Genomic DNA, 24716 nt, shown 5'->3' on the forward strand with positions numbered 1-24716 from the left:
GCGTCTCAACAACTCACGTCTGCCGCTGATAAACACTGATGATCTCACCCGCCACCGCTACGGCTATTTCGGCGGGTAGCTTCCCTTTGACATCCGGCAACCCCAACGGACAACGCAGGCGCGCCAGCGTATCTGCCGCAATACCTTTACCTTCGAGCCGGTAACGGAAGCGTTGTGCTTTGGTTTCTGAACCAATCACCCCGGCATAACGAAAGTCGCCGCGTCGCAGGATGGCTTCGCTCAACGCCAGGTCGAGCGGATGATGATGGGTCATCACCACAAAATAGCTGCCTGGGGCGGCTTCCGCCACGCAGTCCAGTGGGTCATCCACCTGACATACCGTGACGCCTTCCGGCACGTTGCGGAACTGCGCCGCACGGCTGTCAATCCAGGTTATGTGACAGGGTAACGTCGCCAATAGCTGCACCAGCGCCTGCCCGACATGCCCGGCACCGTACACCTGAATTTCTGGTTGTTGCTGCATCAGCGGTTCAAACAAAATGGTCGCCATGCCGCCACAACACTGACCGAGCCGCGCGCCCAGCGCGAACTCTTCCGTATGCGGTGCAGCGCGCTGCTGCTGCAACATCTCGCGAGCCTGAGCGATACATTGATACTCCAGATGGCCGCCGCCGATGGTGAGAAAACTGTCACTGGCGGTGACCACCATTTTGCTGCCGCTGTCACGCGGCACCGAACCGCGCTCGCTCAGCACGGTGACCAGCACACAACTTTCCCGTTTTTCCCGCAGGCGATGCAGCACGCTAATCCAGTCATGGTAGATCATCATCCGCTCCTGAGAGGCGCTGTACGCCCCAGAAAACCCGTTCTGGCGTGGCTGGCGCATCCAGCAGCGGATGTTGACGGTAATCCGCGACACTGGCGACCGCATCCTGCAACGCGCACCATACGGCAATCCCCAGCATAAACGGCGGCTCGCCCACCGCTTTGGAATGGAACACCGTCTGCTGCGGGTTTTTGCGGTTCTCCACCAGAGTCACGCGCAGATCGGCAGGCACATCGCTGATGGCCGGAATTTTGTAGCTGGCCGGACCGTCAGTGAGCAGTCTGCCCTGGTCATTCCACACCAGTTCTTCGCAGGTCAGCCAACCCATGCCCTGCACAAAACCGCCTTCCACCTGACCAATATCGATGGCCGGATTAAGCGATGCCCCGACATCATGCAGAATATCGGCGCGTAGCAAGCGGTACTCGCCGGTTAAGGTATCCAGCAACACCTCGCAGCAGGCGGCACCGTAAGAGAAGTAGTAAAACGGCGTGCCGCGTCCGGCGTTGCGGTCATAATGGATACCCGGCACCCGATAAAAACCGGTAGCCGACAGCGGCACCTGGTTGAGCCACGCCTGCTGGCATACATCGGCGAAGGTGAAATGCTGCTCCCTGACGCGCACGATACCGTTGCTGAAGTTGACCTGCTCAGCCTCACATTGATGCAGCTTGCACAACATCGCGGTTAAGCGATCACGCAAGGTCTGCGCCGCATCCTGTGCCGCTTTGCCGTTAAGATCGGCTCCGCTGGAGGCCGCCGTTGGCGAGGTGTTGGGCACCTTGCCGGTATCCGTGGCGGTAACCTGAATGTGGCTGATGTCGATTTGCAGCACCTCCGCCACAATTTGCGCCACTTTGGTGTTCAGCCCCTGTCCCATCTCAGTGCCGCCGTGATTGAGCTGCACCGTGCCGTCGGTGTAGATCAGAATCAGCGCGCCCGCCTGATTCAGAAAGCTGGAGGTAAAGGAGATGCCAAATTTTACCGGCGTCAGTGCCAGCCCGCGCTTCATCACACGATTGGCGGCGTTAAATGCCTGAATTTCCGCGCGCCGCACGGTGTATTCGCTGCTGGTTTCCAGTTGGTTGGTGATCTCATCCAGCAGGTTATCCTCTACCTGCTGGTGATAATGGGTGATGTTGCGATCCTGCTTGCCGTAGTAGTTACGCTTGCGCAGTTCCAGTGGATCGAGCTGCAACTCGCGCGCGATGTGATCCATGATCTGCTCAATCGCCACCATGCCCTGCGGCCCACCGAAGCCACGGTAGGCGGTATTCGACGCGATGTTGGTACGGCAGCGATAACCGGTAATCAGCGCATCGCCGAGGTAATAAGCATTATCTGCATGGAACATAGCTCGATCGACTATCGATCCACTAAGATCGAGTGAAAAACCGCAATTTCCTGCCAGATCGAGCTTCACACCACAAAAACGTCCCGTGTCATCAAATCCGACATCGTAACGCACGTAGAACGGATGACGCTTGCCGGTGATACGCATATCGTCACGGCGTGCGAGGCGCATTTTCGCCGGTCGTCGCGTCTGACGTGCGGCGATGGCGCACAGGCAGGCAACGCCCGCTGCCTGAGTTTCTTTGCCGCCAAAACCCCCGCCCATCCGGCGCATATCGATGGTGACGTTATTCATGCTGATCCCCATCACCTCAGCCACCAGCTTTTGTACCTCGGTCGGGTTCTGGGTGGAGGAGAACACCTGAAGCGCATGGTCTTCACCGGGGATCACTAATGCCGTCTGGGTTTCCAGATAGAAATGTTCCTGACCACCAATATGGAAACTGCCCTGAATACGGTGCGGTGCACGGGCCAACGCTGCATCCGCATCGCCGCGCTGGTGGACGTGCGGCTGCTGGACAAAAAGCCCCTGCTCCAGCGCCTGACAAACATCGAGGATCGCCGGTAACGCTTCGTATTCGACAATCGCCGCCTCGACACCGGCGCGCGCGGCTTCCGGTGAATCTGCTGCTACGGCTATCACCACCTGGCCGAGATACTCCACCTTTTCTTGTGCCAGCAGCGGATCGCCCGGTTCTAACGGGCCAACATCGTTGCTGCCCGGCACATCACGCCAGGTCAGTACGCTGACCACGCCAGGCACTGCGTAACAGGGCTGCACATCCAGTTTGGTAATACGCGCGTGAGCATGAGGACTCAGCAGCGGGCAGAGATGCAGTAAACCCGGCAGATCGGGTTTGTCATCGATATAAATCGCTTCGCCGGAGACATGTTTATCCGCACTTTCATGTTTACGGCTACGCCCGACACCGCTTTGTATACCGGCGTCAAACTGGGTTTTTAACAGGGTTTCATTCAGTTGCGGGCGATTATGAGACATAGCGCGTCACCTCTGCGATGGTCAGTTCGCCGCTGGCCTGTGCGTAGTAGCGACGCAACAGATTCCGCGCCACCTGCAAACGGTAGGCAGCGCTGGCGCGGAAATCACTCAGCGGCTGGAAATCCTGGCTCAGGGCGGCGCAGGCCGATTCGATAGTTGTCAGGTCAAACGTGGCACCGTTGAGCACCGCTTCAGCATTGAGCGCACGTTTGGGGGTGGCCGCCATGCCGCCAAACGCAATGCGGACATGCTGCACCGTGCCGTCCTCAACGTGAAGGTTGATGGCGGCAAAAATTGCAGAAATATCGTCGTCGAGGCGTTTGGATACCTTCCAGGCGACAAAGTCAGGTGACGCTGTCACGCGAGGTATGATGATAGTGCGAATAAACTCGCCGGGTTGCAACACCGTCTGGCGATAACCAGTAAAGAACTGATCCAGCGGCACTTCCCGACACTGTTCCCCCTGCTGTAATTCGAGTCGGGCATTCAGCGCCAGCAGCATCGGCGCAGCATCACCAATCGGCGAAGCGTTGCCAATATTGCCGCCCAGCGTGCCCTGATGACGAATTTGCAACGAGGCAAAGCGTTCCAGCATACGGCTGAACGCCGGAATGCGTGCTGCGAGAAATTGATAGCATTGATGCAGTGACGCCCCTGCGCCCAGACGCCAGTGCGCTTCATCTTCGCTGCATACCTTCAGCTCTGCGACCTGCTCCAGCGCGATCAACAGCGGAATCTGCTGATATTGCTGGGTAATTTGTAACGTCAGGTCGGTGCCGCCCGCCAGCAAACGCGCGTGCGGATGTTGTTGGTAGAGGGCTGCCAGCTGATCCAGGGTTTTTGGCACCAGGCAGCGGTTGCCGTTGGCTTCCAGTATCTGCACCTCGTTGCTGACCAACGCCTGTAAGCGTTGCACCACGCTGGCTTCGCTCTGGCTGAAGTTGTCGCAGACCGGCTGCTCACAGGCCTGCTGTGCCGCATCCATAATGGGCCGATAACCGGTGCAGCGACACAGATTGCCCGCCAGCGCCTGTTCCGCCTGGTGCCGGTCCCAGCCGTGGCTGTTTTTCTGTAATGTGAACAACGACATAACAAAACCTGGCGTGCAGTAGCCACACTGCGAACCGTGACAATCGACCATTGCCTGCTGTACCGGGTGCAGATCGCCCCCCTGGCGTAAATCCTCGACGGTAATCAGTTGCTTGCCTTGCAGGCTGCTGACCAGCGTCAGGCAACTGTTCACCGTCTCATAATGCATGCGTCCATCCATCACCTTCCCCAGCGTCACGGTGCAGGCACCGCAGTCGCCCGAGGCGCAGCCCTCTTTGGTGCCACGACGTTGCTGATGATTACGCAAATAATTCAATACGGTGAGGTTCGGATCGAGATCGCGTTCAGTCACCAGTCGATTATTGAGCAGAAACTGAATCATGCCGCTTTTACCCCGCTTTCCCGTTGCCAGACCGGCTGACCATTGACCCAGGTCTGCGCGATATTGCGATCGTCACCCAGTGTCATCAGCACAAACAATTTTTCCCAGATATCTTTGCTGTTGGCGTAACGCAATTGCTGCAACGCTGAAACAGCGGGGTCGAGCACCACGAAATCCGCCTCTTTACCCGGATTGAAGTTACCGATGGCATGATCGAGATCCAGCGCATGCGCTCCGCCGAGCGTGGCATGATAAAAGGCTTCGCAGGCGCTGAGTTTATAGTGCTGAAGCTGGCCGACTTTGTAAGCCTCACCAAGGGTTTGCAATATGTTAAAGGTGGTGCCAGCACCGACGTCAGTGCCGATCCCCATCCGTACGCCCTGCTGCCAGCAGCGTTTGATGTTAAATAACCCGCTGCCGAGAAACAGGTTGGAGGTCGGACAGAAAGCAATTGATGAATCGGTATCGTGCAGGCACTGCCATTCATGGTCATCCAGATGCAGACAGTGGGCAAACACGCTGCGTTTGCCGGTGAGCTGATGCTGGTGATACACATCGAGATAGCCGTCATGCTCCGGGAACAGTTCTTTGACCCAGGCGATTTCCTGCGGATTTTCGCTCAGATGGGTGTGCAACCAGGTGTCGGGGAACTCTGCCCGTAGCTGACGGACTTTTTCCAACAGCTGTGGCGACGATGTCGGGGCAAAGCGTGGCGTCAGCGCATAACTCAGACGGCCACGATTATGCCAGCGTTCAATCAAGGCGCGGGTTTGCAGGTAGCTTGCCTGCGGGGTTTCGGTCAGATAAGCCGGTGCGTTGCGATCCATCATCACCTTACCGGCAATCAGACGCATATTGAGCTGCTCTGCGGCGCTAAACAATGCTTCCACCGACTGCGGATGCACGGTACCAAATACCAGCGCGGTGGTGGTACCGTTCGCCAGCAGCTGATGCAGAAAGAACGCTGACATCTGTGCCGCATGATCGGGACAGTGGTACTGGCTCTCGACCGGGAAAGTGTATTGGTTCAGCCATTCCAGCAGTTGCTCACCAAACGCCCCTATCATCTCGGTTTGCGGATAGTGAATGTGGGTATCGATAAATCCCGGTACGATCAGTTTGCCGCGCAGGTCGATCAGCGTGGCAGGGTTGATGCGCGACTGTGCGCTTTCCCAGCTCTCCAGGCTGACAACTTTTCCGTCGTGCAGCGTCAATACACCATCTTCGAGGTAGCGCGCCTGATCAGCAATGGTATCGGGTTGTTGTGCCACGCCGGTAAAATCAAAAAAACTGGCGCGCAGCGTGGTTTCGGATGCAAAAGGCATAAAGTAGTTCCTTGCGTTATCTTTGTTATGGCAGGTGATGGCCTTTAAGGAGTTTTGCAAACACCATGCCAACACAAATAACTTATTTTTATGTTTATATTCAATATATTAGGTTGTTATAAGGGATTTCTATGGCAGCATGCCCAGGCAACCGAATGCGCAAACGGTTGCCATGCTTCGCAATCGGTTGCGATTTAACAACCGCCGGTGAGACGGGCTTTTTGTACCCTTTGCGTGGCAATGATTTGTGCCATATTGGTGCGGTTGTGCGCTGAAATCGTGCAGGTGGAATTAAGCAAAGCCTTTGGATGGCCAAAGGGCTTGTGCTGATGGTACGGAAACATTTCTGGACAAAGTCAGTTGTTAAAATTTCTTAAAGTCACGTTACAATGAGTATCTACAGAACTGATGTGCTCAATGCTTTTTTGAATGGATGGAAGTTTCAGTTAAATGGAGGAAATCATTCAATGTTCCGCATCACACCCGTTTTTTTTATGGAAAATCGCTCAGCATTATCTTCATGAAAGAAGCCTTCTAAATTCTCAACAGCACAATGTCAGTGCTCTTGTCCCCTCACTCAACCAATGGTTACCGTTTTACTAAATCGACTCAGACCTCCGACTCGCACACTTTCTGGCACAGTCTTGTGTTGAAACTGCAAACTTTTCATCGCTGACGGAAAGAGCCAGAAACGGCGGTAAGGAGTACGAATACAACACCGCTGTTGGTCGGGCGCTCGGTAACAAATATCCGGGTGATGGTCCTAAATACATCGGCAGAGGTATGCTCCATCTCACTGGTCGCGAGAATTACGATCAGTATGGACGTATTCTCCATGAGGATTTGGTTAATCACCCTGGACTGGTTTCATCTAATCCTGATGTAGCCGTCAGGACTGCCTGTGAATTCTGGCACAAGCGACACGTAAACATACCTGCCGACCGAGATGATTTCAAAGCAGTAACCTATGCCGTTAACGGTGGTTATAACGGACTTGTTGAGAGGAAGCGTGCACTTGATCGGATCAAGAATGAGATGGGTATTTGACAATGTTAAAATTTAAATTTGTTTTCTCTTTAGTTTTTCTGCTCTCGGCTTTCAGCTCATACGCAGCCGGACAACAATCGTCAATGACGTGTAAAGATACGGCTCTTAAAGATGCAAAAAAACTCCTGTCTTTTTATCGGGATAATGATGACCGAATCTCTATAGACAACAAAGTAACTCCGCTGGAGAAAGTGAGTAATCCTCAGAATCCATCACAAAAATTCGATGTATTAGAAGCGTGGGGTTATATCTACAAAGGCAAATACAGAATGCGTTTCAGTTACTATTCCGACCTTGATTGCACGCTCATGGGCGAAGAAATTCTTGAATACGCAGATTTGTAACAATCAGGCTTCCCGACGGCTTTATCGAATATCATCCAAAAAAAACCGCTTGCGCGGGTTAATAACATGAAGCAGTGATTAGGGTTGGTACTGAAAAGCTCACATATAATATGAAAGCAAAGCGTGTCACATTCGCGTATCACACGCCTTTAATTTAAATCTGTTTTATGCCGATAATTTTGATAAATATCAATTGCACAACTTCATGTTAAATATAGATATTCTCATTTGACGCCCAATGTTAATTATATTCCGGCTGTTCAATTCGATAAAGATATTGGCTATCCACATTTTAACAATTTCAGAATGAGTAACGTATCGCCTTACAGCGCATACATCAGCCCTGTGACACTTATGCGTGATGGATGTACCTGTCCAACATGCAACGTGACCCAGATGGGCCATGAAAATGCACAGATGGTTTATGATGTTTAAGGTTCATGGATTTTGGCGTTAAGCGGCGATCAGGTCGCCATGCTTAACACCTTGCTGGCAGTTTTGTTTTGCCCTCTTTCGAATTTTAGGTGGATTTTTCCAATTTGAATCAATAGATTAATTGTGACACGCAATCGTTTAAGGAACAGTGAGATGATTATTTTTGTTACCGGTGCGACGGCCGGTTTTGGTCAAAGTATCACCCGCCGCTTCATTGCTACAGGTCATAAAGTGATCGCCAGCGGACGCCGCGTTGAGCGTTTGCAGGAATTGAAAGACGAACTGGGCGACAATCTCTACACCGTACAACTGGATGTGCGCAACCGTGCCGCTATCGAAGAAGCTATCGCCGCACTGCCGGCTGAATGGCGCAATATCGATGTGTTGGTCAACAATGCCGGTCTGGCGCTCGGTATCGAACCCGCGCATAAAGCCAATATCGAAGATTGGGAAAATATGATCGACACCAACAACAAAGGTTTGGTGTACATGACGCGCGCCCTGCTGCCCGCTATGGTGGAACGCAACGTTGGCCATATCATCAACATTGGTTCGATTGCCGGAAGCTGGCCGTATGCCGGTGGCAACGTCTATGGTGCAACCAAAGCCTTTGTGCGCCAGTTCAGCCTGAATTTACGTACCGATCTGCACGGCACCGCGTTGCGCGTCACCGATATCGAACCGGGTCTGGTGGGCGGTACGGAGTTTTCTAATGTGCGTTTCAAAGGTGACGACGGTAAAGCCGATAAGGTTTATGAAGGGACTACCGCACTGACCGCCGAGGATGTCACCGAAGCGGTATACTGGGTGGCGACGCTACCGAAGCACGTCAATATCAACACGCTGGAAATGATGCCGGTGACGCAAACCCTGGCGGGTTTGAAGGTACATAAGGACTAAAAATACCTGGCGGCGCGATCAATCGCGCCGCTACGCGAAACTCAGGCCCGTCCCCAACCCGCGACAATAATCAGCATGCCGCTCAAGGCAATCAACGCCCCGGCCCAATCCCACGGGCTGAGTTTTACCCCATCCACCACACGTAGCCAGATCAACGCGGTCAACACATAAACGCCACCGTAAGCGGCATAAACGCGACCACTGGCCGCCGGATGCAGGGTCAGCAACCAGACAAACAGCATCAGGCTGGCCGCCGCAGGCAGTAACAACCATGCTGTCGCGCCCTTCTTCAGCCATAACCACGGCAGAAAGCACCCAACAATTTCCGCAATCGCAGTTAAAAAAAACAGCAAGGTGGTTTTCACCAGCATAAAAAGTCTCTCAGAAGTCTCAACAAATGCCTCACCGCTGGTGAGTAAAGAAGCAGCGATGATATACTACCGGGCATTGTTGTTACAGCCACCATCGCGATGGTGCTGGCGTTAACTAAAGGAAAAGACGATGAAAAAATTGTTTCCCGCACTGCTTGCAGCGGTACTGACTTCCAGCGTTTTGCTGGCTGCCCCACTGGCTTCAGCGCAAACCGATCGCCTGATCATTGAAAACGGCAACAGCGCGTCCAGCAATGAGGCGGCACGTCAAAGCAAGGAGCAATGGAATGACACCCGCAACCTGCGCAATAAAGTGAATACCCGCGTCGAGAAAGAGTTTGATAAAACCGATAAAGCGTTTGATAGCCGTGATGCCTGCGAGAAAAGCTACAACGTTAATGCCTATTGGGAACCCAACACGCTGCGCTGCCTTGACCGTCGCACCGGTCGTATCGTCACACCATAAGTTGCTGACGCTGCTATAGTTATCAAGGGAGTTCAAACCAAAGGAGTGTGTGATGAAAAAGCGTCTTGCCGTGATGTTGCTGTCCCTGCTGGCGTTACCGATGCTTTCGCAGGCCTCCTGCGAAAGCGTTAAAGCAGAGATCAGCAAGAAACTGGTCAGTAACGGGCTGGCTGAATCGGATTTTACACTGGAGATCGTCCCTAACGATCAGGCCGACCAGGCGGGTGGTCAGGTGGTGGGCCATTGTGAAAATGACACCCAGAAGATTGTCTACAAGAAGCTGAGTCGCGACGCACAAAGCAACGTCCCGAATGATGCTGGCAGCTCACACGATACACCACAGTAAACGATCGTAGCGGCGCGTTTTTTCCTGCAATGCGAACTAAATTGCGCCGCTACGGATTAATCCTCGTTCTCCGGCCGCTGGTGCGGCATCAGCCAGGCGATCCACAGCGTCAATGCGGCAATCAACAACGCCACCACGAAAACCCAGTGCAATGAGCTGGCAATTTGCGTAATCCATTCCTGTAAAGTGCCGTGTGGTAACGCCTGGCGGCTCTCGTGCGACATGATTTTTTGCATCGGATCGCTGGCCTCCGGTAAGCGCCGCATCAGATTGTAATTCAACACCGCCCCCATCAACGCCGTACCAATCGCCGATCCCAGCATCCGGCTGAACATGATTGAGGCAGTGCAAATACCGCGAATTTCGTAATGCGCGTGATTCTGTACCGAGACCAGAAAGGTCGTGCTGGTCATCCCCATGCCGGTACCGATGACAAAGGCTGTCAGCCCCGCCTGCATCAGCCCGCTGTCGGCGCGCAGCAACAGCAATAAGGCGCTACCGGCAATCAGCAGCAATGCGCCCAACTGCGCGGTAAATCGGTAAGACGTGACCAACATCAAACGACCACTCAGGGTGCTGGCAAGCGGCCAACCAATTGACATCATTGCCAGCGCACTGCCCGCCTGCAACGGCGTACCGCCAGTAATTCCCTGAATCCAGGTTGGCAGAAAGGCACTGATCCCCATCATCGCTGCGCCAATGATCAGATTTCCGGCATTCCCCGCCACAATCAATCGACTGCGCCAGATAGCCAGCGGAAACAGCGGCGCGCTGGCGCGTTGTTCATGACGTTTGAGGAACACAGCGGCGATCAATGCCAGCAGCAGAAATAGCAGCAACCAATAGCCCAGCACTTCGGCCTGCAATAAGGCGATTAACAGCGCGCTGACGCTGATCATCAACCAGGCACAGCCGGTTATATTCAGCGAACTGTGCTGCCGCCGTTCCCGCGCCGGCAGAAAACGCGCCAGCAACAGCATCGAGATCAGGCCAATTGGTACGTTGACCCAGAAAATCACCGCCCAGCTAAAGTGCTGCACCAGCCAGGCTCCGCTTAACGGGCCGAGTATCGCCGCCACGCCCCAAACGCTGGAAAGCCAACCCTGCACGCTGGCACGCTCGCGCGGTGAATAAATATCCGCCACGATGGTGGTGGTCAACGGCATGATGGCACCCGCGCCTAAACCCTGAAACGCACGGAACAGAATCAGCCACGTCATGGTATGGGCGAAACCGCACAGCACCGACCCAATAAGAAACAGCGAGACGCCAATAAAAAATAGCGTCTTACGCCCCCACAAATCCGCCAGTCGACCATAAAGCGGCACTGTGACCGCCTGTGTCAGCAGATAGATAGAGAAGACCCAGCCGAAATGCGAAAACCCGCCCAGGTCGGCAATGATGGTTGGCATCGCGGTGGCGACGATGGTGACCTCAATTGCCGCCATAAACATCGCCAGCATGCAGGCCATCAGGATCCAGTGGCGGTTACCCGTTTGAATTTCTGCGCTCTCAGTCATTTTTCTTCCTTCCTTTGTCGTAATCCTGGCCGAATTTTTTAGCCGTCGATTTCCTCTGCGTGCTCCGCGTGTGTGACGGTGTCACAAAAAATCGATGAATTTTTTTTATTGAGGATTGTGCCTTATTTCACGCGGTTTAAGCCGGTTTTTTCCTCTTTTCTATCTGTCTGATTTTCCCCTAAAAACTGGCATGTCGCGATTAACGTTGCTATAGGTCTAAAACCACTTTCCCGATTCTCACTGGAAAAGTGGCATTAGATAGTCGTTTTATCTGTAATCAGGCAATTTTGGTTGTTTTTCACGAATCAGGGAGACATTCGCTATGCAAAACGCATCGCTCGCCCGACGCACCGGGTTAGCCGTGCTGGCCATTGTGCTGGTGGTGGGCCTGTTGGTTTGGGGGCTTGGGCTGGATACTCTGCGCGCCCGTAGGGTCGATCTGATCTACCTTGGGCAGCAGCACCTGTTTCTGGTGTTCTGGTCCATGTTTTTTGCGCTGCTGGTCGGCATCCCCAGCGGCATTCTGCTAAGCCGCCCGTTTGCCCGCGGGTGGGCTGAATACGTGATGCAAATCTTCAACGTTGGCAATACGCTACCGCCGTTAGCGGTGCTGGCACTGGCGATGGTGATTGTCGGCATCGGCGATCGTCCGGCGTTGATTGCGCTGTTTCTCGCCTCTCTGCTCCCCATCGTGCGTAATACCTATGCCGGACTGAGCGCGGTTCCCCCCTCGCTACTGGAAGCCGCCAACGGTATTGGCATGACGAAATTTCAGCGTTTGCGTCAGGTGGAAATCCCCAACGCGTTGCCGGTCATTCTCGCCGGGGTACGCATTTCCACCGCCATCAATGTCGGCACTGCACCACTGGCGTTTTTGATTGGCGCCAGCAGCTACGGCGAGCTGATTTTCCCCGGCATTTACCTCAACGACTTCCCGACGTTGATCCTCGGGGCAGTGGCAACCGCCCTGTTCGCCCTGATCCTGGACATGCTGTTAGCGGCGCTTGGACGTTACCTCAGCCCGCATGCAGCGGCATAACAACAGGAGTTTTGTGATGGCCACTGCCAACCGATTTGCGCGCTGGATAAAACGCAGCGCGCTGGTTCTGACCGCCACCCTGGCGCTTAGCCAGATGGCTGCTGCTGCCACACCGCTGGTGATGGCGACCAAAAGTTTTACCGAGCAACACATCCTTTCCGCCATGACGGTAATGTGGCTGGAAAAGAAAGGGTTTCAGGTGATCCCGAAAACCAATATCGCGACCACTATCGGTCGTAACGCAATGATTAACAAACAGATTGATATGACGTGGGAATACACCGGCACCTCACTGATCATCTTCAATCACATCACCAAACCGATGTCGTCACAGGAAGCCTATAACACGGTGAAACAACTCGACGGCAAGCTGGGACTGGTCTGGCTCGACCCGGCACCGATGAACAACACCTACGCCTTTGCCATGCAGCGCGCCAGGGCTGACAAGGAAGGCATTAGCACCATGTCGCAACTGGTGGCAAAGCTGGAGCAGATTCGTAAAACCGACCCGGACCATAACTGGAAACTGGGCCTGGATCTGGAGTTTGCCGGGCGTTCAGATGGCCTTGTTCCGCTGCAAAAAGCCTACAACATGCCGCTTGACCGCCCACAGATTCGGCAGATGGACCCTGGGCTGGTGTACAACGCCGTCAAAGAAGGGTTTGTCGATGCGGGGCTGATCTACACCACCGACGGGCGAGTAAAAGGCTTTGATCTCAAGCTGCTGGAAGATGATAAGCACTTCTTCCCAAGTTACAACGTCACGCCGGTAGTGCGTAAAGATGTGCTGGAGAGCCATCCCGGACTGGCGGCAGCGTTGAATCAACTGTCACCGCTGATTACCGACGCAGCGATTACCGAAATGAATAAGCGCGTCGATATCGATCACCAGTCACCTGAACAGGTGGCGCGTGATTTTCTCAAATCAAAAAACATGCTGTAAGGAGGCGTGATGGATACCCTGCATTACATCATGGATAACTGGGACAGCCTGCTGGCTCTGACATGGCAACATACCTGGCTGGTACTGGTGGCGGTCGGTTTTGCCATCTTGGTTGGCGTCCCGCTGGGGATTCTGATTGTGCGCTTTAAATGGCTGGCGACGCCGGTTTTGGGCATCGCCACCATTGTGCTGACCATTCCAACTATCGCGCTGTTTGGTTTGATGATCCCATTGTTTTCGCTGATCGGTCAGGGAATTGGTGCCCTGCCTGCCATTACCGCCGTGTTTCTCTATTCGCTGCTGCCCATCGTGCGCAACACCCACACCGCGCTGGAAAACCTGCCGCCGGGTCTGCGTGAAGCAGGTCGTGGTATTGGCATGACCTTCTGGCAGCGTTTGCGCTGGGTTGAAATCCCCATGGCGCTGCCGGTGATTTTTGGCGGTATCCGCACCGCCGTGGTGATGAATGTCGGCGTGATGGCAATTGCTGCGGTGATCGGCGCGGGTGGTTTGGGTTTACAGCTGCTGGATGGTATCAGCGGCAGCGATGTTCGTATGTTAATTGCCGGTGCGTTGATGATTTGTTTGCTGGCTATTGTGCTTGACTGGCTGCTGCATCGTTTGCAGTCAGCGCTGACTCCAAAGGGGATTCGCTAATGATTAAACTGGAAAACCTGACGAAAACCTTTACCCAGAAAAACGGTACGACCTTTAACGCCGTTGATAACGTCAGCCTTGACGTTCCCGCCGGGGAAATGTGCGTGCTGCTCGGCCCTTCCGGATGTGGCAAAACCACTACGCTGAAGATGATCAACCGTTTGATCCCGGCGACCAGCGGCAACATCCTGATTAACGGTGAAGATACCAGCGCCCAGGATACGGTGACGCTGCGCCGTAACATCGGATATGTGATTCAGCAAATTGGTCTGTTCCCGAATATGACTATTGAAGAAAACATCACCGTGGTGCCGCGCATGTTGGGCTGGGATAAAAAGCGTTGTCGTGAGCGCGCCACTGAACTGATGAGTATGGTGGCGCTCGACCCGACGAAGTTTCTGCATCGCTACCCGCGTGAGATGTCGGGCGGTCAACAGCAGCGCATTGGCGTGATCCGTGCACTGGCAGCAGATCCACCGGTGCTGCTGATGGACGAACCTTTTGGCGCGGTCGATCCGATTAACCGTGAGGTGATCCAGAACGAGTTTCTTGATATGCAGCGGCAGTTGAAAAAGACCGTGATGCTGGTCAGCCATGACATTGATGAGGCACTCAAGCTGGGCGACCGCATCGCGGTGTTTGGTCAGGGAAAAATCGTTCAGTGCGCCAGCCCGGATGAGCTGCTGGCAAAGCCCGCCAACGACTTTGTTGGATCTTTTGTCGGCCAGGACCGCACGCTGAAACGTTTGTTGCTGGTACAGGCGGGCGATGTCACCGATCAACAACCGACCATCACCGTGCAGCGCAGCACGCCACTCGCCGAGGCCTTTGCCACTATGGACGACAACGATATGCGTTCAGTGACGGTGGTCGATAACGACGGTAAACCGCTGGGATTTGTCAAACGCCGCGAAGCGCGTGGTGCCAGTGGTCGCTGTGAAGAGATGTTGCATACCTTCACCGTCACCGGCAAGGCGGAAGAAAACCTGCGCGTGGTGCTGTCGAAGTTGTATGAACACAATCTGGTCTGGATGCCGATTGTCGATGAAGAGGGCCGCTACAGTGGCGAAATTTCGCAGGATTATATTGCGGATTATTTGAGCTCCGGCCGGACGCGGCGGCGGTTAAATCCCTGAGAGGGATTGCCTTGCATTCACCTGATCTGACAATAACACCCGCTTTATCCGTTATTTGTCAGATCAGCTATCTACCTGGTTGCTGCTGCTTTATTCGCGATAATGCAATGATCTTATGCCAACCCTAAAGCTTTTAATTGCGATATGCTGGAATGATCTTTCCTCTGATTTCTTATTAGCGAACATAAAGGCCATTGCCTCATCTGCATTTATTTCACTATCATCCAGTAATACCGACAAAAACTGTTCATGACTTGCGCCCTTCTCACTACCAAGTTGAGTAATAATGCCATTGATAATGGTGATTTTTGGTTTTTCATTGCTCAGGAAAATATTCTTATAACGCAAACAGGCACTGTCATTTTTCAGGTTATTTACCTCGCTTCTTATTTCATTTTTCATCCCCTCCAGGTCAACACATTGGTCGAGACCAAAAAAATGTCCAATTTTGTTTTTAATTAAAAATGAGACGATATCTATCATACAATCCGTAATAAGTGGCCGCGATGAGATGATGCAAGTGAAAACACTGAGATTGTCTAGTGTATTGAGTTGTTTAATGACTCGTTCGATTTTATCAAGGTATGAGCCTTGAATGTCATCTGACTTGCTAAGGTTTACTGCCTCTGGATTGGTACCACCAACGATAACCGGGCCATGTCCGCGCGCCAGCGTATCGTCAAAGTCAAAAACGATGACAACTTTTCTGTGCTGCGTATTCACGTCACTGATTATCTCAACGACCTCACTCAGGGTGACATCCAATGGTGAATTGCAAACGTGATGACCTTTAGCGCGCCCAGTGTTGTCAGTGTGATCGGGTAGCTCGACACGCAGATAATTTGTCAGAAATCGACTATCGATATCGTTAATCACCCTGTCGGTAAGGCTATTCAGTTCATCAATTGAAAGTGGATATTCCACAGCAAGGCGCTGTTTGAAGCATTCAATATCAACCGGAGATGACAGAATTTTTTCCATGCTATAGAACAGGGCAATGTCTATTTCTTTTTTATCATGCAGAGTTCTATCATCATGGCTTTCTCTTTGGTAGAAATTAAAAGCAGTTAATATCTGTGAGGCTCGCATTTCAAAAGCCGTGATATGTTTACTTTCTGTCAGTCTCTCTGCGATCTTCAGGCAGCCGTCTTCGAACATCTTATATTTATTAAATAACGCAATGCATAAGTCTTGTGTCTCCATATAGGCATGTTTACGCAGGTCGGTAGGCTTGATGCGTAGTCTGGTAAAAATAGTTTTAACGGTTTTTTGGGCTGTTGAATGAATTTCGGTCACTGATGTTGTGGTGGGACGCGTGAACGTAACAGGTATCTCGGTTGTATTGATGCATCTGTTGATTAACCAGGTCGTGCTGCTGTCCGGGCTAATCAACGAAGCGGGCGTTGCTGTTGGTTCTGTTGCTCCTGTTGATGTAATCATATTCATCCTTAATTAAGATTAAGTGAGTGCGAATACGGTCAACATTAAAACTGAATGTTGACCGTATTGGCTCTTCATTATTCAATAATCAGGATAATCAAATGCTGATTTTTATCTGAGTATTCTCTTCATGTTGCGCTCTGGCACTGACACTTAATGTGACTCTTCTGCTGCTGAAGCGAGGGGCTGATGACTTTGCTCCGTGGGCAAAATCACGTTCAGCACAATCGCCAGAATCCCGCCGGTTGTCACCGCATGACCAAACAGATTGGTTACCAGCATCGGGAACTGTTTCAGCACATCCGGCACGGCTTCCACTCCCAGGCCCAGGCCGAAAGAGACGGCCACAATCAGCATTTCGCGGCGACCCAGCGGCGACTGTGTCATTACCCGGATACCGGCAGCCACCACGCTACCGAACATCACCAACGTCGCTCCGCCCAGCACGGGGGCGGGAATTTGCTGCAACAGGTTGCCAATCACTGGAAAAATACCCAACAGCACCAGCATCAAACCAATCACCATCCCCACATAACGACTGGCGACGCCGGTCATCTGAATCACGCCGTTGTTTTGGGCAAACGTGGTGTTGGGAAATGCGGAGAACATCGCGGCCAGCACACAACTGATACCATCCGCCAGGATACCGCCTTGCAGGCGGCGCTGAAAACCCTCGCCCTCAATCGGCTGACGCGATAACAGGCAGTTGGCAGTTAAATCCCCGACCGCTTCGATCACGCTGATCACCGATACCAGCGCAATCGGCACAAAGATCGCCCAGTCAAAATTAAAACCAAAGCGGAAGAAGCCCGGCATCACCAACCAACTGCTTTCGGCCATCGGTTTAAGTTGCAGATGGCCGGTCAGGGCGGCGGCGATACAACCCACTGCGATGCCCGCTACCACGGCCACTAAGCGCGCCCAGCGATTACGCGAACGGTTCAACGCCACAATCACCAGCAAGGTCAACGCCCCCAACGCCAGATTCCACGGAGCGCCGAAATCGGCAGCATTGTGACCACCCGCCCAGTCGGTGATGCTGACCTTGATCAGGCTGATACCAATCAGGGTAATCACCGTACCGGTGACTACCGGCGTCAGCACCTTACGCAACGGCGCAATGCAGCGGCTAATCAACATCGGGATTAATGCGGCTATCAGGTTACAGCCAAAAATCATCGCCATAATGTCTTCTGGTGAACCGCCCCGCGCTTTCACCATCAAGCCACCGGATAAGATCACGCCAAGAAACGCAAAACTGGTGCCTTGCAGGCAGATCATCCCGGCACCGACACCCATAAAACGGCGCGCCTGAATAAAGGTTCCCAGGCCTGAAACCAATAACGACATGCTAATCAGATAAGGAATGTAAGCCTGTAACCCCAATACCGAACCGATAATCAGTGGTGGCGTGATAATGCCCACCACGCTTGCCAGCACATGTTGCAGTGCGGCAAAAAATGCGGGGGCTGGGCCAATGCGTTGTTCCAGCCCATACAGCAAACCTTTTTCATCTGAGTGCGACATAACGGTGCTCCGGCAGTAAATTCATCAGACCAGCTGATGCATGAATCACGCCAGAGCAATAAGATTCAGTGATATTTTTAACATATCATTGAATTTAAAAGAGATTAATCAACAAAAAAATACGGCTGAATCTGCAACCTTAGATTCAGCCGATTATCATTTGCCACTTTTCGTTTCATCATGCCGCAGGTTTTGCACTGTCGTTGTGCGCAACATGCGTCGCAAGCAAGGATAGATCGAGATAGCCGCTTAGCTCTCGTTGCTCGGCACGGGGTAAGTAAGGCAACTCACCTAACAAAGGGGCATGCAGTTTTTCACTCAGTACATCAATGATTTCAGCATAATGCGCAAGGCCAGGGTTGATACGATTTGCCACCCAACCGACCAGCGGTAAACCATCCTGAGCCACTGCCTCTGCGGTCAGTAAAGCGTGGCTGATGCATCCCTCTTTGATGCCCACCACCAGCACAACCGGTAATTGCTCCTTTTTGACCCAATTTGACAGCGGTTGCAGATCATTCATCAGGCTGCGCCAGCCGCCTGTGCCCTCCACCACCACATGCGGCGAACGATCCTGCAATGCGGCCAGTCCCTTACTCAGCAACGGGTAATCAATTTGGTGCGTTGGGCTGGTGCTGATTTCATCCTCTTCCAGGGTAATGGGGTTAATAGCGGCATAAGGTAATGCCAGGCCCGAAGCCTGCTGCAACAGCAGCGCATCTTTGTTGCGTAAACCCTCAGGGGTGGGTTTAGCACTTTTGGCAATAGGTTTATAACCTACGGCGCACTGACCATTCTGTGCAAAGCACTGTAACAGCGCGCGAGAAACCACGGTTTTGCCCACCGCGGTGTCGGTACCGGTGATAAAGAGTGTTTTCACCCTTCCTCCTTCGTTTAGCGATGTGAACCAGAGGTGACGAAGGAGCAGTTTAAGGAAATGTCGTACCTGACAGATTGCGTTAGAACAAACTTAAGGCGGGCGGATTAGCCCTGAAGCAGTTTTATCAGCAGATAACCGGAATAAAGGGCATCTTTCACTAACGCCGCGGCACCTAATGTGCCGGGATCGTTAAACGCGGTGGGAGCCAGTTGGATTTCATCGCTATAGGCCGGTAACGCCTGCTGACGGATGGTGCTACTCACGGCAGGAAACAGCACGTCGGCGGCCAGATTCAGTGGCGAGCCGATAAGAATTTGTCGCGGGTTGAAGATATTCACCATCATCGCCAACATGCGACCGATATGGTGCCCGACACCGGCAATCACATCACTCGCGAGACGGTCACCCTCCTGGGCGGCCTGACACAGGGCTTCAATGGTCAGCGGCACACCGTGCAAACGGCTTTCCGGCTGAGCGGGTAAACGCTGCGCTGCCAGGCCGAGCAGGCTACCGATGCTGGCCACGGTTTCCAGACAGCCATGATTACCGCAGTAGCACTGCTGACCATAGGGATCAATCTGGGTATGGCCAATTTCCACCAGCGCCCGCCCGCTTTTGTGCAGCAGCTGCCCGCCAGTAATCACCCCGGCACCCACGGTTTCATCAATCACAATCTGGATGACGTCCTGCGCACCGCGCGACGCGCCAAACAGCGATTCGGCCAGCGTCCAGGCAGAAATATCGTGCTGGACAAACACCGGCACGCCGGTGCGTTGCGACAGGGTTTCGCCCAGCGGCATATCCTGAATGGCGTAACCGGGCATACGATGCACCACCCCCGAGGCCGCATTGATCAAGCCGGGTAAGGTGATGGCGATGGCTGTCAGACGTTCAAGTTGTTTCTGATGGCGAATAAAAAAGGCATCAACCAGCTCCTGTAGCTCCTGCAACAGCGGTTTGTCCGGGCTGGCAATCAGTGGCAGACGATCTTCCTGTAAGGCGCGACTGCTGAGATCGCGTAATGTCAGGGTGATGTAACCCGGTTGAATGCGGATTGCCAGATAGTGCCAGGCAAGGGTATCGAGAACCAGACCAATAGCCGGACGGCCACGGCTGCCAGGCTCCTGAAACTCGGTTTCCTGCACCAGATGCGCGTCCAGCATTTCACGCACGATTTTGGTGATGCTGGCGGGAGCCAGTTGAGCACGTTTGGACAGTTCAATACGCGAAATCGGGCCGAAATGATCGATCAGTCGGTAAACCACGCCTGCGTTGGTCTGCTTTATTTGGTCAATGTGGCCAGGTTGACTGTCCAGATTCACGCCCTGCTCCCGGTTATTTTCGCGCTTCTAAATAAATAGCAACTATGGTGCGGCAGATTGGCGGATAGCGCCAAATATTTGATTAGATATGTGATTTGTCGCACATAATGTCGGGCTGTTTTCGCACCGTCTGGCTTAAGTTTCAGCGTTACGTTGTAACAGCTTCATCATATTTGCCATTTGCGCACTCGGCTCGCGCGTCGCTGACCACACCAGCCACACTTCAGACAACGCATCAGCCTCATGCAGCGGTAACCACACCACATCGGCGAGCCGTGCACGACGGAATGAGGCCGGTAAAATCGACACTCCCAATCCGGTAGCGACCAGGCCGAGGATGGTCATCGCTTCCCCGACTTCCTGGGTAATAAAGGGTTTGATCTGGTAGCGGTGCAGCAACGCCAGGATCTCGCCATATAAGGCGGTGCCCCCAAGTGGATCGAAAAAGACAAAAGGTTCGTTCGCCAACGCCTGAATCGAGATAGCCTCGGCATCGGCCAGTGGATGCGCCCAGTGCACCACTGCACACAAGGGTTCGCGCAGCAACAGCTGATGCTGCAAATCACTCGGTAACGGCGTATTACGCATCACACCAAGATCGAGACGCCCTTCGTGCAGCGGTGCCAGTTGTTGTCGGGTGTTAATCTCCTGCATCTGAATATGCATTCTTAGCGCGCTAATCGTCTTTAACCCCATTTAAATATGATGTTTTATCCTGCTGGTCGGTGGGGTAATGTTTTATTTACCATTAAGTTTACCACGATTCTGGTTTTGTCTGACGGGTGTCAAAACGGGTGGTCATTAAAATCCCTCCCCCGGCTTCGCCGGGTAAACCCCATAGGGCCGGGTGATTAAGCAAAGTGGAAAGTGTGACCCTTATGTGTTGCTCTCTTGCCGTTGCAGCATTGGGAGACATGCGAAGGACCAAAACCAGCGGCCACGATCTGAGCGCTACCCGTTAGGGTGAATGACACGCCTGTCTCCACGCTGGTGGCGATAACCGGCTTGGTTCTGGCAAGGCTGGCGGCGCGCGTCTGTGCCACTGTATCACGCAGTTTTCTCTCGGTGGTGGCGCGGCGCGGCCTGGGCGGCCTGTCCCGCAATGCAAAGAAATCATCGACCGCCTGCCGCCGATATTCAGGCAACCATGCCAGATGGCGCGCGCGTTGTGTGTTGATACTTCACCTCATCAACAAAAAAGGCCCACACGAGGCGGGCCAAAGGTACAGCTACAGGGTTTTTAAAAGGTGTCACTCATGGTCGAAAGGATTTGTGATCCTGACCGGAACCCGGCCGGAGCATTGAACTGATCCGCCATGCCTTTGGTAAAGTTTCTGCCAGCCTGCTCCGCCTGCGATGCGTCTGGAACTTGGACGGTTACGTTGATGCGTTGATTGTTATTCACGACATTATCACCAGGGATCGCCATTGCGGCACCGCCTGGCGTCGGGGCTGAGCTTTTCGGGTTAGAACTTTTTCCCCATCCGAAGGTATCTGATAACCACTGGTCGGCACTGCCAAAACCTAAGCCGTTATAGATACGGGTGAGCGCGTTATCGCTACCAGGACCTTGCCCGCCCTCCGTGCCACCCCCTTCACTAAATCCTTTCGTCGGCGCAAGCCCCACCATACCGCGCAGGGTGTTGGCGCTGTTCTGGAATTTAGTCAGGAAGTCAGCAACCTTTTCCAACCAGTCGTAAAACTCTTGCAGCTCTTTAATGCTTTCATCCTTGAAAGCCTTGATGGCTTTGCCAGCATCATCAAATACCGGTTTAACGTCTTTCCATGAGCCGAGCCATCGACCAATAAGCGAGTCTCCGCCATCCATCCAGGTGGCAACATCATCCCACGCCAGCGTTACCAGCAGCAGACCAATGAGCAGGAGTCCGAGAGGAGACAGCAGCATCATTAGCCCTTTATACAACGCCCCAGCGGCAAGGATAGCCCCAACAGCTTTCAGCATGTTACCGAAGTGATAGAAAGCCTGCTCGGTTCCGCCCAATGCATTCATCAGCCGGGTGGTGCCTTTGCGCAGCATTTCCCATGCGGTCATGATAGCTTTGGCGAGGCGAGGAATAATGCTCATTTGCTCGTTGATGCGGCGTGCACCAACGCGCACGTCGTTGGTGATGATCGTCCATGTATTAGCAACGGTCATGGGCGTTTTTTCCAGCAGCGCGAGCCACTTCTCATGCTGGGCGTTGACCGAGTCCATGAGCATTTTGGCCGTAACCTTGCCCGCCTGCTGCATCTTCTTATAGCCGGTAACGGTGCCGCCGATAGCCTCCATTACCTCTTTGGCTAAGGTGCCCTGAGCGTCAAGGAAACTATTCATCTCCTCGCCCTGGACGACCCCGGATTGCATCGTCTGGCCCAACTGGAATAACGCAGCGTTGGCCGACTCTGCCGCCGTTCCGTTAACTGTGAAAGCCGCTGATAGCGTATCAACGAATTTGGTTGTGTCGTCAGCCGTCCCGCCAAACCCTTTAATGCCCTGATTCATTTTCGCCCACGAATCAACGTAGGCGTCAACGCTGGTGCGGGTCGTGTTGGCGTGCTGCGCCAGCGCATCAAACACAGCGCCAGCAGTCTGGAAATTACCTGTTGATGCGCCAATCTGGCTTTGCAGTCGCTGCACTGAGTCCAGCAGGTTGATAATGCCGCGAACCGTCTGTGCGGCACCAATTGCAGCAATTGCAGCGCCTAGTGCCTGGAATCCGCGCCGCACCTTATGGACAGTATTGTCCACAGAACTCAGCTCACTTTCAGCCCCCCGCCCATCAACGCCGATGCGCACAAGAAGATCACGGATTACCATGTCGTGCCTCCAGGGCTTCCAGTCTGGTCAGGATTACGAAAAGCTCTTTGGCAATAGCGCTTTCATTTTTCGCGGCTTGCGCAAGGGTATCTTGCAACTCGTTGATAACAGCCTGTAGGCGTAGCTCGCGCTGCTGCACGTCACTGACGGCAAGGGCAAGTGTTGTTAGCCCTTTTTCAAGCTCTGCGAGTGTTAAAGGGGTTTGTTGTTTGGACATAATAGACACCACTGACTGATTAAAAAATAGCCAGCGATATCGCTGGCGTCTGTGTGTGATTGGCAATCTGGTTGGTAAATATCAGGCCCGGCATTGATATTACTGTGTTAGCAATATTCCAGCGCCAAATATTCACGGTGTTACGACGCGTTAGCGCCGGAAAGTAATTGTGCGGCCAGGGCGGCAATTGGCTGTTGTGACGCTTCACCATTGCCGGGTTGCTGCTTAGCAACTTCCGCTTTAATTGCGATCGCAGTCTCGACCGCCTCTTTAATCTGATCTGCCGTCGGCTTAGCCATGATGTTTAGTACCTCGTTTTTGATGGCGGAATTCGCCATGTGCTGGCGACCAGTGATAATCCTGGCCGGTGTAGTTTTCGCCGTGGCGCTGGTGGGTTGTCTTGGTGCTGCTTCTCGCGCCTCGCGGCGCTTTCTGGCGCGCTTCGCGCTCCAGCGTAGTCACATCAAGATGATCAGCCCGCTGGTGACAATCAATGAGGTGATCGCCATCCAACGCAGCCAGGGCGGCGTGTAATTCGTCCGATGCACGCTCATGGGTTCGCCTCACTTTTTATTCCCGTACAGGCGCTGATGGTATTCAGCCTGTGCCTGATCCGCTGACTTGGCCGGGCGCAGATCATCAACGATGCCCTGCACCTGTTTAGCGATTGGCTGGCCGCTGTTGGCCTGACCGTGGAAAGCGTTATAGCGGCCTTCGGGCTGGTTGGTTTCGCGCATATCGTAATTTCCTCGGTTGGCGAGTGTTCTGAAAATAATCTCAGCGTGATCCTGAGCGGCTTCAAAATCGCCGCTGGCGACCGCTTTTTGCAGGTCGGCCAATGTGTCTTTAACCCGCTTGCGGGTCTGTGCGTTGGGCTGGCTCATGCTCACTCTTCCAGACTAATCATGATCACGCGGTCATTTGCGCCACGGTCAGCAGACGGGCGGAAACGAAAACGAGCGCGTGGCTCTAACTTGTTTTTGTCGTACTGGCGACGGCGCTGTAATTCGCGCTGGAGCGATGCGGAGTTTTCGCACTTAACAGCGAAACCGTGTTCACTATTCAGCCAGCCATAGATAACCTCAGCAGCGGCTGAGACGCTATCGACAATAACAGGCTCACCCCTGTCGATTTGGTCAGCGACACGCAAGCGCGCGAATTCTTCCACGCTCAGGGCGGTGCGCAAGCCGGTATGGTCGCGGTGCTTTTTCAGCAGCTCAGGAAAGTCGCTGGTTTGTAAAATACTGGTCATCGTAGTGTCTCGCTGTGTGATTGGTTTGCCGAGCGCTGACGCCCCGGCGCGGCGTTGTTGGTGGACGGCCTCGCGTGCCGCTCAAACTTTCGACCGGGTTGGGGAGGATGGCCCGCCCGGTAGAATTACGATAACCGTCCGGTTGTCGGAAATACAGCG

Annotated in this window: 25 protein-coding genes and 1 pseudogene; 10 read left to right on the forward strand and 16 right to left on the reverse strand. The window is 53.5% G+C overall.

All coding sequences use genetic code 11. From position 1 onward, the window contains the following. Positions 1 to 13: 13 nt before the first annotated feature. From xdhC to guaD, 4 genes are read right to left on the reverse strand one after another with little or no spacing between them, the layout of a single operon-like run. Complete coding sequence (gene xdhC / locus AC6I8T_RS10295; protein WP_021183207.1) at positions 14 to 787, reverse strand: xanthine dehydrogenase accessory protein XdhC; 774 nt, start codon at positions 785 to 787, stop codon at positions 14 to 16. Beyond that, entirely contained in the window at positions 774 to 3140 is a 2367-nt protein-coding gene (gene xdhB / locus AC6I8T_RS10300) for a xanthine dehydrogenase molybdopterin binding subunit (RefSeq protein ID WP_208723453.1), read from the reverse strand. The genes xdhC and xdhB overlap by 14 nt, the downstream gene beginning before the upstream one ends. Beyond that, complete coding sequence (xdhA, locus tag AC6I8T_RS10305; RefSeq protein ID WP_208723454.1) at positions 3130 to 4572, reverse strand: xanthine dehydrogenase small subunit; 1443 nt, start codon at positions 4570 to 4572, stop codon at positions 3130 to 3132. The genes xdhB and xdhA overlap by 11 nt, the downstream gene beginning before the upstream one ends. Next, positions 4569 to 5897, reverse strand: coding sequence for a guanine deaminase (gene guaD, locus AC6I8T_RS10310; protein WP_208723455.1), 1329 nt, complete (start codon positions 5895 to 5897; stop codon positions 4569 to 4571). Before guaD ends, xdhA begins: the two co-directional genes overlap by 4 nt. A gap of 633 nt (positions 5898 to 6530) precedes the next feature. Between guaD and AC6I8T_RS10315 the strand changes: the two genes are divergently transcribed. The 3 genes from AC6I8T_RS10315 (at position 6531) to ydfG (ending at position 8623) form a co-directional block, all read left to right on the forward strand. Further along, positions 6531 to 6944: a glycoside hydrolase family 19 protein gene (locus AC6I8T_RS10315; protein ID WP_497834291.1), complete on the forward strand. Its 414-nt coding sequence runs from the start codon at positions 6531 to 6533 to the stop codon at positions 6942 to 6944. Between the two features lie 2 nt (positions 6945 to 6946). Continuing rightward, the gene (locus AC6I8T_RS10320) at positions 6947 to 7288 is read left to right on the forward strand and encodes a hypothetical protein (protein WP_208723456.1); all 342 of its coding nucleotides are present in this window, start codon (positions 6947 to 6949) and stop codon (positions 7286 to 7288) included. A gap of 588 nt (positions 7289 to 7876) precedes the next feature. After that, positions 7877 to 8623 carry a bifunctional NADP-dependent 3-hydroxy acid dehydrogenase/3-hydroxypropionate dehydrogenase YdfG gene (ydfG, locus tag AC6I8T_RS10325; protein WP_021183203.1) on the forward strand — a complete coding sequence of 249 codons (747 nt, stop codon included), beginning with the start codon at positions 7877 to 7879 and terminating at the stop codon, positions 8621 to 8623. 41 nt (positions 8624 to 8664) lie between these two features. On the opposite strand, the gene AC6I8T_RS10330 is transcribed toward ydfG, so the two are convergent. Beyond that, positions 8665 to 8994, reverse strand: a complete 330-nt coding sequence (locus AC6I8T_RS10330) for a YnfA family protein (RefSeq protein WP_021183202.1) — start codon at positions 8992 to 8994, stop codon at positions 8665 to 8667. A gap of 130 nt (positions 8995 to 9124) precedes the next feature. On the opposite strand from AC6I8T_RS10330, the gene AC6I8T_RS10335 reads away from it, so the two are divergent. Then, positions 9125 to 9460: a DUF1283 family protein gene (locus tag AC6I8T_RS10335; protein ID WP_208723457.1), complete on the forward strand. Its 336-nt coding sequence runs from the start codon at positions 9125 to 9127 to the stop codon at positions 9458 to 9460. Positions 9461 to 9512: 52 nt separating this feature from the next. Further along, positions 9513 to 9806, forward strand: coding sequence for a DUF1161 domain-containing protein (locus tag AC6I8T_RS10340; RefSeq protein ID WP_497833792.1), 294 nt, complete (start codon positions 9513 to 9515; stop codon positions 9804 to 9806). A gap of 56 nt (positions 9807 to 9862) precedes the next feature. Here AC6I8T_RS10340 and AC6I8T_RS10345 read toward each other — a convergent pair whose 3' ends face one another. Then, positions 9863 to 11326 (reverse strand): MDR family MFS transporter, encoded by a 1464-nt coding sequence (locus AC6I8T_RS10345; RefSeq protein WP_208723458.1) that lies wholly within the window; start codon positions 11324 to 11326, stop codon positions 9863 to 9865. Positions 11327 to 11648: 322 nt separating this feature from the next. Between AC6I8T_RS10345 and AC6I8T_RS10350 the strand changes: the two genes are divergently transcribed. The 4 genes from AC6I8T_RS10350 to osmV all read left to right on the forward strand — a co-directional run bounded on the left by AC6I8T_RS10350 (position 11649) and on the right by osmV (position 15101). After that, on the forward strand, positions 11649 to 12365 hold the full coding sequence (locus tag AC6I8T_RS10350) for an ABC transporter permease (RefSeq protein ID WP_021183198.1): 717 nt from the start codon (positions 11649 to 11651) through the stop codon (positions 12363 to 12365). Positions 12366 to 12459: 94 nt separating this feature from the next. Further along, a complete protein-coding gene (locus AC6I8T_RS10355) occupies positions 12460 to 13308 on the forward strand; it encodes a glycine betaine ABC transporter substrate-binding protein (protein WP_497834292.1) in 849 nt (282 codons plus the stop codon). A gap of 9 nt (positions 13309 to 13317) precedes the next feature. Then, complete coding sequence (gene osmW / locus AC6I8T_RS10360) at positions 13318 to 13965, forward strand: osmoprotectant ABC transporter permease OsmW (protein ID WP_021183196.1); 648 nt, start codon at positions 13318 to 13320, stop codon at positions 13963 to 13965. Then, on the forward strand, positions 13965 to 15101 hold the full coding sequence (gene osmV, locus AC6I8T_RS10365) for an osmoprotectant ABC transporter ATP-binding protein OsmV (protein ID WP_021183195.1): 1137 nt from the start codon (positions 13965 to 13967) through the stop codon (positions 15099 to 15101). The genes osmW and osmV overlap by 1 nt, the downstream gene beginning before the upstream one ends. 90 nt (positions 15102 to 15191) lie before the next feature. Here osmV and AC6I8T_RS10370 read toward each other — a convergent pair whose 3' ends face one another. From AC6I8T_RS10370 to AC6I8T_RS10405, 8 genes and pseudogenes are all read right to left on the reverse strand, one after another. Then, the gene (locus AC6I8T_RS10370; protein ID WP_208723460.1) at positions 15192 to 16541 is read right to left on the reverse strand and encodes a hypothetical protein; all 1350 of its coding nucleotides are present in this window, start codon (positions 16539 to 16541) and stop codon (positions 15192 to 15194) included. A 153-nt stretch (positions 16542 to 16694) separates the two neighbouring features. Further along, positions 16695 to 18068, reverse strand: coding sequence for a nucleobase:cation symporter-2 family protein (locus AC6I8T_RS10375; RefSeq protein ID WP_208723461.1), 1374 nt, complete (start codon positions 18066 to 18068; stop codon positions 16695 to 16697). A gap of 178 nt (positions 18069 to 18246) precedes the next feature. Further along, positions 18247 to 18948 (reverse strand): dethiobiotin synthase, encoded by a 702-nt coding sequence (gene bioD, locus AC6I8T_RS10380; RefSeq protein WP_208723462.1) that lies wholly within the window; start codon positions 18946 to 18948, stop codon positions 18247 to 18249. A gap of 104 nt (positions 18949 to 19052) precedes the next feature. Further along, positions 19053 to 20270, reverse strand: coding sequence for a sugar metabolism global transcriptional regulator Mlc (gene mlc, locus AC6I8T_RS10385; protein ID WP_021183193.1), 1218 nt, complete (start codon positions 20268 to 20270; stop codon positions 19053 to 19055). A gap of 135 nt (positions 20271 to 20405) precedes the next feature. Beyond that, positions 20406 to 20939 (reverse strand): annotated as a pseudogene (locus AC6I8T_RS10390) (LysR family substrate-binding domain-containing protein); the annotation flags it as partial. Positions 20940 to 21510: 571 nt separating this feature from the next. Further along, positions 21511 to 23088, reverse strand: coding sequence for a tape measure protein (locus AC6I8T_RS10395; RefSeq protein ID WP_497833793.1), 1578 nt, complete (start codon positions 23086 to 23088; stop codon positions 21511 to 21513). Next, entirely contained in the window at positions 23075 to 23305 is a 231-nt protein-coding gene (locus tag AC6I8T_RS10400) for a hypothetical protein (protein ID WP_497833794.1), read from the reverse strand. Before AC6I8T_RS10400 ends, AC6I8T_RS10395 begins: the two co-directional genes overlap by 14 nt. A 140-nt stretch (positions 23306 to 23445) precedes the next feature. After that, positions 23446 to 23604 (reverse strand): hypothetical protein, encoded by a 159-nt coding sequence (locus AC6I8T_RS10405; protein ID WP_497833795.1) that lies wholly within the window; start codon positions 23602 to 23604, stop codon positions 23446 to 23448. Between AC6I8T_RS10405 and AC6I8T_RS10410 the strand changes: the two genes are divergently transcribed. Continuing rightward, positions 23603 to 23839, forward strand: coding sequence for a hypothetical protein (locus AC6I8T_RS10410; RefSeq protein WP_497833796.1), 237 nt, complete (start codon positions 23603 to 23605; stop codon positions 23837 to 23839). The two genes, AC6I8T_RS10405 and AC6I8T_RS10410, sit on opposite strands and share 2 nt — an antisense overlap. Before the next feature lie 29 nt (positions 23840 to 23868). Here AC6I8T_RS10410 and AC6I8T_RS10415 read toward each other — a convergent pair whose 3' ends face one another. Both AC6I8T_RS10415 and AC6I8T_RS10420 read right to left on the reverse strand, forming a co-directional pair. Next, on the reverse strand, positions 23869 to 24189 hold the full coding sequence (locus AC6I8T_RS10415) for a hypothetical protein (protein WP_497833797.1): 321 nt from the start codon (positions 24187 to 24189) through the stop codon (positions 23869 to 23871). Between the two features lie 2 nt (positions 24190 to 24191). Beyond that, the gene (locus AC6I8T_RS10420; RefSeq protein WP_497833798.1) at positions 24192 to 24557 is read right to left on the reverse strand and encodes a hypothetical protein; all 366 of its coding nucleotides are present in this window, start codon (positions 24555 to 24557) and stop codon (positions 24192 to 24194) included. Between the last annotated feature and the right edge of the window lie 159 nt (positions 24558 to 24716).

Source organism: Pantoea sp. X-Soil-OKNW-556, from assembly GCF_059730695.1.

What these genes read in the sequence shown, in the direction of transcription:
- AC6I8T_RS10420 (WP_497833798.1), bottom strand. Translation starts at nt 24,557, where the DNA reads ATGACCAGTATTTTACAAACCAGCGACTTTCCTGAGCTGCTGAAAAAG.
- AC6I8T_RS10410 (WP_497833796.1), top strand. Translation starts at nt 23,603, where the DNA reads ATGATGTTTAGTACCTCGTTTTTGATGGCGGAATTCGCCATGTGCTGG.
- xdhB (WP_208723453.1), bottom strand. Translation starts at nt 3,140, where the DNA reads ATGTCTCATAATCGCCCGCAACTGAATGAAACCCTGTTAAAAACCCAG.
- AC6I8T_RS10330 (WP_021183202.1), bottom strand. Translation starts at nt 8,994, where the DNA reads ATGCTGGTGAAAACCACCTTGCTGTTTTTTTTAACTGCGATTGCGGAA.
- osmV (WP_021183195.1), top strand. Translation starts at nt 13,965, where the DNA reads ATGATTAAACTGGAAAACCTGACGAAAACCTTTACCCAGAAAAACGGT.
- xdhA (WP_208723454.1), bottom strand. Translation starts at nt 4,572, where the DNA reads ATGATTCAGTTTCTGCTCAATAATCGACTGGTGACTGAACGCGATCTC.
- AC6I8T_RS10340 (WP_497833792.1), top strand. Translation starts at nt 9,513, where the DNA reads ATGAAAAAGCGTCTTGCCGTGATGTTGCTGTCCCTGCTGGCGTTACCG.
- guaD (WP_208723455.1), bottom strand. Translation starts at nt 5,897, where the DNA reads ATGCCTTTTGCATCCGAAACCACGCTGCGCGCCAGTTTTTTTGATTTT.
- AC6I8T_RS10415 (WP_497833797.1), bottom strand. Translation starts at nt 24,189, where the DNA reads ATGAGCCAGCCCAACGCACAGACCCGCAAGCGGGTTAAAGACACATTG.
- AC6I8T_RS10395 (WP_497833793.1), bottom strand. Translation starts at nt 23,088, where the DNA reads ATGGTAATCCGTGATCTTCTTGTGCGCATCGGCGTTGATGGGCGGGGG.
- ydfG (WP_021183203.1), top strand. Translation starts at nt 7,877, where the DNA reads ATGATTATTTTTGTTACCGGTGCGACGGCCGGTTTTGGTCAAAGTATC.
- osmW (WP_021183196.1), top strand. Translation starts at nt 13,318, where the DNA reads ATGGATACCCTGCATTACATCATGGATAACTGGGACAGCCTGCTGGCT.
- AC6I8T_RS10355 (WP_497834292.1), top strand. Translation starts at nt 12,460, where the DNA reads ATGGCTGCTGCTGCCACACCGCTGGTGATGGCGACCAAAAGTTTTACC.
- AC6I8T_RS10345 (WP_208723458.1), bottom strand. Translation starts at nt 11,326, where the DNA reads ATGACTGAGAGCGCAGAAATTCAAACGGGTAACCGCCACTGGATCCTG.
- AC6I8T_RS10370 (WP_208723460.1), bottom strand. Translation starts at nt 16,541, where the DNA reads ATGATTACATCAACAGGAGCAACAGAACCAACAGCAACGCCCGCTTCG.
- AC6I8T_RS10350 (WP_021183198.1), top strand. Translation starts at nt 11,649, where the DNA reads ATGCAAAACGCATCGCTCGCCCGACGCACCGGGTTAGCCGTGCTGGCC.
- AC6I8T_RS10375 (WP_208723461.1), bottom strand. Translation starts at nt 18,068, where the DNA reads ATGTCGCACTCAGATGAAAAAGGTTTGCTGTATGGGCTGGAACAACGC.
- AC6I8T_RS10335 (WP_208723457.1), top strand. Translation starts at nt 9,125, where the DNA reads ATGAAAAAATTGTTTCCCGCACTGCTTGCAGCGGTACTGACTTCCAGC.
- AC6I8T_RS10400 (WP_497833794.1), bottom strand. Translation starts at nt 23,305, where the DNA reads ATGTCCAAACAACAAACCCCTTTAACACTCGCAGAGCTTGAAAAAGGG.
- AC6I8T_RS10320 (WP_208723456.1), top strand. Translation starts at nt 6,947, where the DNA reads ATGTTAAAATTTAAATTTGTTTTCTCTTTAGTTTTTCTGCTCTCGGCT.
- AC6I8T_RS10405 (WP_497833795.1), bottom strand. Translation starts at nt 23,604, where the DNA reads ATGGCTAAGCCGACGGCAGATCAGATTAAAGAGGCGGTCGAGACTGCG.
- xdhC (WP_021183207.1), bottom strand. Translation starts at nt 787, where the DNA reads ATGATCTACCATGACTGGATTAGCGTGCTGCATCGCCTGCGGGAAAAA.